We start from the raw sequence: 10,331 nt of genomic DNA on the forward strand, positions 1-10,331 counted from the left end.
TTAAACGTCAATATTGACAATAAAATCGCAAGTTATAATTACATTTGCTAAAAATAAGTCAAGTTGGCTATGACGATTTTTGGAAAGTTTTTAAGAGCAGAAAGAGAAAAACGGAATTGGACTCAATCCGACTTCGGAGAAAAAATCGGTTTGAATACAAGCGCTATTAGTAGAATTGAAAACGAATCTCAAAGGTTTTCAAAGTCTAAACTAAAAGCACTGAGCGACCTATTTCAAATTGATGAGCAGGTAATTAAAGACTTGTACTTCGCAGACAAATTCGCAAGAGAAGCTTTTCAGTATAACTGTTCTGAAACAATATTCTCAGTTGCAGAACAGAATGTGAAATACATAAAGCAAAAAAAGGAAACACAAGGTCAAATCGAATTCAAATGAAAAGGAAATATTCAGAAATACGAGAGAAGCTAAATTTTATCATTGATAAAAAGACAACTGATGATATGGCTCATTTGACACATTATTTCCACAATCATAAAAATGGTGTTTCACAATACTTTAGACCTAAAGCCGAAAAATATCTTTATCAACTACACGAAGAACTTGGCTTGGTTGAAGAACCAAACTTTCAATCGTACTTACCGTTTGAGTGGGATATTCCATTTCCAACACCTAAAAAACCTAAGTTCAAATTCATTGACTTATTCGCAGGGATAGGTGGAATTCGCTTGGCCTACCAAAACAATGGTGGTAAATGTGTTTTTTCTAGCGAATGGGACTCTTTTGCGAAGAAAACTTATGAGGCGAATTTTGGTGAAGTACCATTTGGAGATATTACGAAGATTTCCGAATCAGAAATTCCTGACCATGATGTTTTACTTGGTGGTTTTCCTTGTCAACCTTTTTCTATTGCAGGAGTTTCCAAAAAAAATTCACTTGGCAGACAGCACGGTTTTTTAGATAAGACACAAGGAACATTGTTCTTTGACATTGCTCGAATTATAGAGCATAAACGCCCTAAAGCTTTTATGCTCGAAAATGTAAAAAACCTTGTTTCTCACGACAAGAAAAGAACGTTCAAAGTCATTACCGAAGCATTGACAGAATTAGGCTATTCGATTCACTACAAAGTACTTGACGCAAAGCATTATGTTCCCCAGCATAGAGAAAGAATAATAATCGTTGGTTTCGACAAAGAAATTTTCAACGAGCAAGAGCAATTCAAATTTCCAGAACCTAAAAATGTTGAATTAAGAATTCAAGACATTTTAGAACCGGTTGTTAATGATAAATACACACTTTCAGATAAACTGTGGAACTATCTTCAAGAATACAAGAGAAAGCACCAAGCTAAAGGAAATGGTTTTGGTTTCGGACTGACAAACCTAAACGGTGTTTCTAGAACGCTGAGTGCTAGGTATTACAAAGATGGTGCTGAAATTTTAATACCTCAAGAAGGCAAAAACCCACGCAGATTGACTCCAAGAGAATGTGCTAGACTTCAAGGTTTTCCTGATACTTTTAAAATACCAGTTTCGGACAACCAAGGTTACAAACAATTTGGAAATTCGGTGGCCATGCCTTTGATGCAAGCTGTGGGTAAAAACATTGTTAAAGAATTGCAGAGAATTAATGAACCTGAACAATCTAAAGTCGCTGTTTGCCTATAATGGCTGCACCGAAATCTATGTAAAGTCTCTTGCGGCTAATGATAATTCAAAGAATCAGATTTACTTTGGTGGCAACTTTGAAATAGTCAATGTTCTTCCTGTTACTAGTATTGAGACTGTTGAAGCAGGCGATTGGAAAAGAGAACGGTTCAAGGCTAAATTAGATTTTGCTTGGCTAAATGATGAAGGTAAAATATCTGTTGCTCCTCACGCCCAATTAATTCTATATCCAAAATATCCAGAAGTACGTTTTTCAGGATTCCTTCTTGGCTGTCAAGATGCACCGTCTGATTTAATGGCAAATAGAATTGTAGACAGACTTCTATTCGTTTCAGTCGATAATAATGGTAGAACTTTAGGTTACGTTGCAGCTCCAGACTCGGAAATAGCAAATGAATTCAAACAGCAAGATAGTCTTGGGGAGCATGGGGTTTTTCGAGTAATCGAACTACCACAAGTAGCCAATAATAGAAGCGTTCTCTTAAATGAGCTTTGTAGAATTCATGGACTAGGTTGGATTGACTCCAAAAGACTTGATTCAGTTGGCAATATTCTTCCTTGTAAATCTTCAAATTGTGGCGGATATACTCTAGAGGCAGAACTAGGAGTAACCCCCAATGGATACTCTGAACCCGACTTTATGGGCTGGGAAATAAAACAGTTCGGGGTAAAGCGATTTGATAAAATTGACTCTTCTGTTATTACCCTAATGACACCTGAACCAACAGATGGGTTATATAAAACTGAAGGAACTGAATATTTTATAAGAAACTATGGCTATCCTGATAAATTAGGTAGACCAGACAGAATGAATTTTGGTGGTGTGCATAAAGTTGGAGAAGTCCATAAATCAACAAACCTTGAAATGAAACTGTTGGGCTTCGACCATGAAACGGGAAAGATTAGGAATTCAAACGGACGAATTGCTCTGCTAGACAATAAGGGGAATGAAACAGCCTCATGGAGTTTCGCTTCAATGCTATTACATTGGAATCGTAAACATGACAAAGCATGTTATGTCCCTTCACTTTCTGAGACAACAGGAGACAGAAAATATAAATATGGCAACAATGTAGTTTTAGGGACAGGAACAGATTTTCAACTTTTCCTTACAGAAATGGCGAAAGGAAATATTTATTATGACCCAGGTATTAAACTTGAAAACATGTCGACTAAGCCTAAAATCAAGAAAAGAAGTCAGTTTAGAATCAAGTCAAAATTCTTACCTGACCTCTACAAAAAGAATGAAATTGTAGATGTATGCCAACCCTAAGTTCAAGCACATTGTAATCGAAATGAAAACAAAAACGGGCACAGTAACAGCTAAATCAAACTATAGTCAAAAGATTATAAAGCAATTCTATTCGATTACATTATATCTAAATGCATATAATTAACCTACCACAGGCTTAATTATATCTAATTACATATAGATAGAACCAATTAGAACTAGAGTACTAGCAACACAAACCCTTTAACTACATTAAAACCCAGTCTTTATAACCACTCTCAATTATTAAAAAAGACTTCTTAGCTTTGGGTCATGAAAATATTGGTGATTAACGGCCCCAACCTTAACCTGCTCGGAACGAGAGAAAAATCTGTTTATGGAGATCAAACGTTCGAAAGCTATTTCAAAACGCTTACTGCCAAATATCCGAACATCAATTTTGAGTATTACCAAAGTAATGTAGAGGGAGAATTGATCAACAAACTACACGAGGTTGGCTTTTCTTACGATGGCATTATCTTGAATGCTGGTGCTTACACACATACTTCTGTGGCCATATCCGATGCCATAGCAGCCATTAACGCCCCAGTTGTAGAGGTACACATTTCCAATATTCATGCGCGTGAAGAATTTCGTCACACCAGTTTGATCACAGCTAACTGTGCCGGCATGATTACCGGCTTCGGTTTAAAAGGCTACGAAATGGCTGTATTTTATCTAACCACAAATGAAAGTAAGTAAGCTCGCATCATTTCAATTATCTCTTTTCTCCATATTGCTTTGGACATCTTGTATTTCTGATAGCAACAAAGAGGAATCTCTTGACACCAAAACATCCTCACCCAATACAGAAATTAACCTTCAGGTTCCACAGCCTATGGATGACTCGGAATCCCATACTGGAGAAATTCTGATTGAAAAGATCAACTATTTAGAAACAGGAGAAATATTTATCACTCTAGACTTTAAAGACTGGAATGACAGAAGTTTTCTGGACTCCAAGTCTGATTCAATAATCTCTGATAAAGGATTTGCGATTCGAAATCATATACCATTTGATATTGGAATAGAATATCTAGAAACATACATGATTGACGGCATCAGCCTTTTTAGTGCGAAACATGAGATGCTTGGCAAAGCCCAAATCGCAAGGTTTGAAAAACTAGACGGATTAGTAACTGATTACATTGCTGTACTAAAATCAGAACAACAATTAAGGGAGAAGGCTATTTATGGGATTAATGGACCAAGTAGCTTCATAGCCAACTTTGAAAGTTTTAAAAGTGAGATTTCAAAAACAAGAGAACGAGAGTTAAAATTTACTCCCAAAGCTCAAAGAAAACTCTCGGAGGTTAATATCCCCAAATACAACATGTCATTAATCTTTTCAAACGAGGTAAATAAAGACCTCTCATCCACATCAAAAATCTTAAAGCTTAATCTCAGTGATGAAAATATGCTAGGAGTTTTTAGGTCGAAAGACATTGTTGTTTTGGACCTTACACCTTTACCTGTACAAGTCAACCAATACCCCTTAATTCTACTTCGAGTTGGCAGACCATCCTCAGATTTAATATGGGATACACCGGCTGTATTTCATGGTAACGAATATAAGATGACCGGACGAATAGTGGAGCTAGAAAAATTCTAGTAATTAGTTTCTTAGTTTTATAAGAATTATTGACTAATTCACTTAACAATTCTTTGACTTTGGGAAACTAAAAGAGTACAAAAACTGTACTTAGCTTTGCACAAAATTTTAGCGCATGTTTGATTTTACGCAAATACTGTCGGTTACACTTATTCTTTTTTCAGTAATCGATATTTTAGGTTCTATTCCAATTATCATTGACCTACGCAAAAAGGTAGGCCATGTACAGTCAGAAAAAGCCACACTGATTGCCGGAGCATTGATGATTGCCTTTCTTTTTGTAGGCGACAACTTGCTAAAGTTATTCGGGATTGACGTAGGCTCCTTTGCCATTGCAGGTTCCATCATCATGTTCATTATTGGTATGGAAATGATTCTTGGCCATAACTTTTTCAAAAATGAGCCAAGCTCCACCAATAACTCATCGGTTGTGCCCATTGCCTTCCCTCTAATTGCAGGTGCTGGTACACTCACCACCCTTATTTCGCTAAAAGCCGAATATGAGGAGATGAATATTTTGGCTGGCGTAATCATTAACCTCGCCTTTGTTTATTTGGTGCTAAAATCAACAAACTGGATTGAACGCATTATTGGCGAAAACGGAATTGGTATCTTGCAGAAGGTTTTCGGAATCATTTTGCTTTCCATTTCCATTAAGCTATTTAAAGACAACATCATCAATTTATGATCACCATCTACACCGATGGCTCATCGCGTGGCAACCCCGGACCGGGTGGCTATGGGGTAGTCATGAAATTTAGAGAACACAGAAAAGAGATTTCGGAAGGTTTTAGAAAAACCACCAATAACCGCATGGAATTGTTAGCGGTTATTATTGGGCTAGAAGCCATAAAAGTGCCTAATGCTCCGGTAAAAATCTTCTCTGATTCTAAATATGTAGTGGATGCGGTTGAAAAAGGCTGGCTTTGGAATTGGATAAAAAAGGATTTTAAAGGTAAAAAGAACGCAGACCTTTGGCTACGTTTTGCTGATATCTACAAAAAACACCGTGTGAGTTTTCAGTGGGTAAAAGGCCATGCTGGCATTCCCGAAAACGAACGCTGCGACCAGCTTGCAGTAGATGCTGCCGAAGGTGGAAACCTATTGGTAGACAAAGGTTTTGAGTCGGGATTGTACTCTTAGTTTTTAACCCAAAAGCTAATGCCCAATAGCTACTTCCAATTCAAGCAATTTAGAATAGAGCAAGGTGCGGCTGGCATGAAAGTAACCACCGATGGTTGCCTTCTTGGGGCTACAGTTCCTTGCCCTACTTCGGGCAGGGTGTTAGATATTGGAGCAGGAACTGGCCTATTGAGCCTTATGCTTGCCCAGCGATGTGCTTTACCCATTGATGCAATTGAGATCAATGCGGACGCCTATGGTCAAGCCAAAGAAAACATAGCTAATTCTCCCTGGGCAGATCGCATTCATTTAACCCACACCTCGCTACAAGACTACTCGTCAGAGCATCTTTACGAACAGATCATATGCAATCCCCCATTCTTCGCAGGGCATCACAAGGGTAAATCTGCCAATAAAAACCAAGCGCTACACAGCGACACACTACCTATGAAGGACTTGGTGGAGAAAGCAGTGGAATTGTTAAGCCCTAAAGGGCAGCTGTGGGTAATGTATCCGGAGGCAGAAATGAAAGAGTTTACCAGCCTGGCCATTCGCTATGGTTTGAAAGCTTATCTCGGTCTCACCATTACCAACACACCAAAAGGTAAAGTTTTTAGAAAGATTCAGTCTTTCACCCCAATGAGAATTCCGTTTGGAACTTATGGAGAAATCTCCATTCGAGATGAATTTGGCGAATACTCTACAGGCTTTACAATTCTTCTGAAGGATTATTACTTGAACCTTTAAGTAGAGAAAAAAATGTAATTCAGCTATTTGAATTAAATTGATTCAAAATTAGTTGTACCTACATGGATTTTTATCAAATACCGAGTGAAACACGTATTGGTCACGTTCACCTAAAGGTCTCTAACTTAGAGAAGGCTCTAGATTTTTACTGCGGCATTTTAGGGCTAGAACTTATGCAAAAGTTCGGCAAGCAAGCTGCTTTTATTTCCGCTGGTGGCTATCATCATCACATTGGTTTGAATACTTGGGAAAGCCTTGGCAGCCCTCCCGCCCCAAAACACTATCCGGGTCTTTTTCATACTGCAATTCTTTACCCCACCAGAAAAGACTTGGCGCAAATTTTCAAGAAAGTACATGAGCATGGATACCCTTTTACAGGCTATGCCGATCATGGGGTTTCAGAAGCACTTTATTTGGACGATCCCGATGGCAATGGAGTAGAATTATACTGGGATAGACCTAGAAATGAATGGCCTACAGATGAAAATGGAGAGCTCACCATGTACACCAGAGCATTGGATTTGAACGACTTACTCGCCACACTCAATCACTAAATTGCCTTACTGCCTAAATTCAGCTATCTTGGCGACCCTTTAAATAGACTTATGGAAATTCTCGGTATTGATATTGGCGGAAGCGGCATGAAAGGCGCCATAGTAGACACAAAAAAAGGCACCATTATTTCAGATCGTTTTAGGGTTCCTACTCCTGAATCGCGCAAACCAAAAGCAATGGCCGAAGTCATTAAAGAAATCCAATCGCATTTTTCTTGGGAAGAGAGTATTGGCGTTGCCTTCCCCACTGTTGTTATCAATGGCAAAGCCAAGTTCAACAGCAACTTACACGAGAGTTGGAAGGGCGTTCAGATAGACGATCTTTTTTGCGATAAGTGTGACAAAAACACTTTCAACATTATTAATGATGCAGATGCTGCCGGACTTGCAGAAATGCGTTACGGTGCCGGCAGACATCATTCGGGCACTGTTTTAATGGTTACCATTGGCACTGGCTTAGGCAGTGGTTTATTTTATGATGGTACGCTTGTACCAAACTTTGAGTTGGGTAGACTTTGGTACAAAAACGGTGATTTAATAGAGCATTATGCTGCCGATTCTGCCCGAAAAAGAGAAGAGTTAGAGTTTGATGTTTGGGGAAAAAGACTGAACCGATTCTTAAAGCATATCGAAAGGGTAATTACGCCAGACTTTATCATTTTGGGTGGCGGTGTTAGCAAACACATTCACAAATATCGTGACCAAATCAATATAAAAACTCCGTACGTGGTTGGCGAAAAGCAAAACAACTCAGGTATTATCGGAGCTGCTGCTTATGCTGCGGACCACCATAAGTAATTAGTTACCGCCTTTTTCTTCTGGGGCTTCTTCATTGTAAGATTCATCGGTACGGAACTTTTGTTCGAATGCTTCGCCTTCCATCGAAACGATGACAAACTCCGTTCTACGATTTTTCTGATGGTCAGCCTCTGAGCACCAAACATCATTTACACAACCGTTCACTGGGTTGCTTTCGCCATAGCCCTTACCATAAATTCTGTTAGGGTCAATTCCCTGTTTCACTATGTAGTCCACTGTACTTTGCGCACGCTCCTGCGACAATTCTATGTTGTACTCATCGGTACCACGACTGTCAGTGTAACTGCTCACCTCCACAACCATTTCAGGGTACTCTCTCATTATTTCCACTATCCTATCCATCTCCTCCTTACCATCAAGGCTTTCCCGGATGTTGTACTTATTGAAATCGAAATAGATAGGACCAATCATCAGCACGATTTTCCCTTCTTTTTCAATGGCCAATGGACACATAAATAAGTCGTAAGAAACTGTTTCATTGTAAACCTCAGTAGTGGTTACTGGCTGATAACCTCCGACATAGAGTTCCTTCTCAGAGGTAAGAAAGAACTCCGCATTACAATCTACTTTGAAATCATATCGAGCCTCAGTGCCCACATTCATACTATCGAGCAAAACCGAATCGGCAGTATACAAATACACCATTGCATCAGGGATCACTTCTAGCGATTCTTCATTTCTTACATAACCAACCAGTGTTTGCTTACACTCTTCTTTAAAAAACGCATAGATATCATCGCTGCCCTTGCCTCCATCTCGGTTAGAGGAGAAAAAGCCCATTTTGGCTTCATCATCATAGAAGTATGCAAAATCATCATTGCCGCTGTTGAACGGGTAGTCTAACTTTTTCGGCACACCATAAAAGCCGGTTTCTTCCAGTTTAGCCACATAAATATCAAGCCCTCCATACCCTCCTGGTCGGTCTGACGAATAGTATAAAGTGTTGTCCTTTCCTACGAATGGAAACATTTCCTTCATGGCAGTATTTACATTGAAGCCTACGTTAATCGGTTGACTGTATTGATCTTCATCCAGTATTTCCACATAATAAATGTCCGTTCCGCCAATAGAGCCAGGCATATCTGACACAAAAAAGAGCTTTTTACCATCGGGTGAAAGTGCAGGTAATCCCGAAGAGTAATCATCACTATTGAAAGGCATGGACATTACATTTCCCCATTTGCCATCCTCATCTTTGCTGGCTTTGTAAATCTTTAGGTTAGAATATCCTTCTGCATCGGCCTTGGCTTTATGGCTATTGCTTTCGTTGTTTCGGGTAAAATAAATCGTCTTAAAATCATTGGCGAATGTTACACTTGCCTCATTAAAAGTAGTACTAAGTTTATCGGAAAACATCTCGTCATTCACCACTTGTTGCCCACTTAATACACCAACATACAGGTCTAAAAAAGGCGTTTGGTTAATGCTGCGCTTGAGCTTTCGTCTCTTTTGTTTGCCTTGGGCCGAGGCAAAAACCACCAGCGAATCCCCCAATTTGGTTGCCCCAAAATCGGATGATGCTGTATTGATATCCAAGTTGACAATGGTATACTTTTCTTCTTGCCCTTTTACCCAAATGGCGACCAACAAAAGCATTAATATGTAAATCGATTTTCTCATGAACTTCTTCATTAAAAGAACCTTGGACTTTTCACTTTATAGTTACCCAGCTTAAGTAGTAGCATTAGCTCGTGCGAACCAGCGCTAAATGGCCCAAAAGTGGATGTAGTAGTATAATCGTAAGCATAACCCAAACGAATGTTTGGTGACACCTGCACGCCAACCATGGCTGCAATAGTGTCGTCTGGGCGATAGGTAAGCCCAAACTCGAATTGTTCTTTGAACAGTAAATTGGCCGAAACATCCACTTTTAATGGGCTTCCATTTACATAGTAGAGCAACACCGAAGGCTTGAGCTTGAGCGTACTATTAATATCGAACACATAACCTGACGTAAGGTAGGTATGAATTTCCTCAGCCGCTTTAGTAACCATTCCATTGTTATTTTCTATGCGTGTTGGGCGCAACAAATTGGGACTAGACAAACCCGCATAAAAACGTTCTGAATGAAAGAAAAGACCTGCTCCAAAATTGGCGTAGGTACTGTTGATATCAGAGCTGAGAATCGGATCGTTCGGATCGATCGTTACCAGCTCACTAAAGTTGACATCTAGAAAACTAACGCCTCCATTAATCCCCATTGCCAAAAAGCTATTCTCTCCCACTGGTAGCGAAAAAGAAAGTGCCAGATTAGTCATAGTCTCGTTCACTGGCCCTGCTTTATCGCCAACTACAGAAGCACCAATTCCAAACATTTCGCCTACTGGAGTATTCAAGGAAATGCTGAAGGTTCTGGGAGCTCCCTCAATGTTTGTCCACTGCGTTCTGCCCAAAATGCCTATTTCGGTATAACCATTTGAGCCGGCATAAGCAGGGTTCAAAACCATTTGGTTATACATATACTGCGTGTACTGTGGGTATTGTTGTGCCTGAAGTTCTATTGCAATAAAACTACCTGCCAACATTACTAACATGCAGCTGATGGCTCTAAACGTATGTTTTGTTCTAGCTCTCATTCA

Annotated in this window: 12 protein-coding genes; 10 read left to right on the top strand and 2 right to left on the bottom strand. The window is 39.4% G+C overall.

The annotated features are described in order from the left end of the window. The first annotated feature begins 69 nt into the window (after nucleotides 1-69). From BMW98_RS16330 to ppgK, 10 genes are all read left to right on the top strand, one after another. A complete protein-coding gene (locus BMW98_RS16330; RefSeq protein WP_090259879.1) occupies nucleotides 70-396 on the top strand; it encodes a helix-turn-helix domain-containing protein in 327 nt (108 codons plus the stop codon). Next, nucleotides 393-1,628 (top strand): DNA (cytosine-5-)-methyltransferase, encoded by a 1,236-nt coding sequence (dcm, locus tag BMW98_RS16335; RefSeq protein WP_090259881.1) that lies wholly within the window; start codon nucleotides 393-395, stop codon nucleotides 1,626-1,628. Before BMW98_RS16330 ends, dcm begins: the two co-directional genes overlap by 4 nt. After that, entirely contained in the window at nucleotides 1,591-2,901 is a 1,311-nt protein-coding gene (locus BMW98_RS16340) for an MvaI/BcnI family restriction endonuclease (protein ID WP_090259883.1), read from the top strand. Before dcm ends, BMW98_RS16340 begins: the two co-directional genes overlap by 38 nt. A gap of 270 nt (nucleotides 2,902-3,171) precedes the next feature. Next, nucleotides 3,172-3,600 (top strand): type II 3-dehydroquinate dehydratase, encoded by a 429-nt coding sequence (gene aroQ, locus BMW98_RS16345; protein WP_090259885.1) that lies wholly within the window; start codon nucleotides 3,172-3,174, stop codon nucleotides 3,598-3,600. Continuing rightward, entirely contained in the window at nucleotides 3,587-4,510 is a 924-nt protein-coding gene (locus BMW98_RS16350) for a hypothetical protein (RefSeq protein WP_090259887.1), read from the top strand. The genes aroQ and BMW98_RS16350 overlap by 14 nt, the downstream gene beginning before the upstream one ends. Before the next feature lie 115 nt (nucleotides 4,511-4,625). Then, on the top strand, nucleotides 4,626-5,198 hold the full coding sequence (locus BMW98_RS16355) for a MarC family protein (RefSeq protein ID WP_090259888.1): 573 nt from the start codon (nucleotides 4,626-4,628) through the stop codon (nucleotides 5,196-5,198). Beyond that, on the top strand, nucleotides 5,195-5,653 hold the full coding sequence (rnhA, locus tag BMW98_RS16360) for a ribonuclease HI (protein ID WP_090259891.1): 459 nt from the start codon (nucleotides 5,195-5,197) through the stop codon (nucleotides 5,651-5,653). The genes BMW98_RS16355 and rnhA overlap by 4 nt, the downstream gene beginning before the upstream one ends. 18 nt (nucleotides 5,654-5,671) lie before the next feature. Beyond that, nucleotides 5,672-6,379, top strand: coding sequence for a tRNA1(Val) (adenine(37)-N6)-methyltransferase (locus tag BMW98_RS16365; RefSeq protein ID WP_090259893.1), 708 nt, complete (start codon nucleotides 5,672-5,674; stop codon nucleotides 6,377-6,379). A 62-nt stretch (nucleotides 6,380-6,441) separates the two neighbouring features. Further along, nucleotides 6,442-6,933, top strand: a complete 492-nt coding sequence (locus tag BMW98_RS16370; protein WP_090259895.1) for a VOC family protein — start codon at nucleotides 6,442-6,444, stop codon at nucleotides 6,931-6,933. A 51-nt stretch (nucleotides 6,934-6,984) separates the two neighbouring features. Continuing rightward, nucleotides 6,985-7,731: a polyphosphate--glucose phosphotransferase gene (gene ppgK, locus BMW98_RS16375; RefSeq protein ID WP_090259897.1), complete on the top strand. Its 747-nt coding sequence runs from the start codon at nucleotides 6,985-6,987 to the stop codon at nucleotides 7,729-7,731. Here the strand turns inward: ppgK and BMW98_RS16380 are convergent, their stop codons facing one another. Next, nucleotides 7,732-9,372, bottom strand: a complete 1,641-nt coding sequence (locus BMW98_RS16380; RefSeq protein ID WP_162844594.1) for an OmpA family protein — start codon at nucleotides 9,370-9,372, stop codon at nucleotides 7,732-7,734. It abuts the gene before it with no gap. A gap of 11 nt (nucleotides 9,373-9,383) precedes the next feature. Further along, on the bottom strand, nucleotides 9,384-10,328 hold the full coding sequence (locus BMW98_RS16385) for a PorP/SprF family type IX secretion system membrane protein (protein ID WP_090259901.1): 945 nt from the start codon (nucleotides 10,326-10,328) through the stop codon (nucleotides 9,384-9,386). Nucleotides 10,329-10,331 lie beyond the last annotated feature (3 nt).

The organism is Roseivirga pacifica, assembly GCF_900111145.1.
Classification (GTDB): Bacteria; Bacteroidota; Bacteroidia; order Cytophagales; family Cyclobacteriaceae; genus Roseivirga; species Roseivirga pacifica.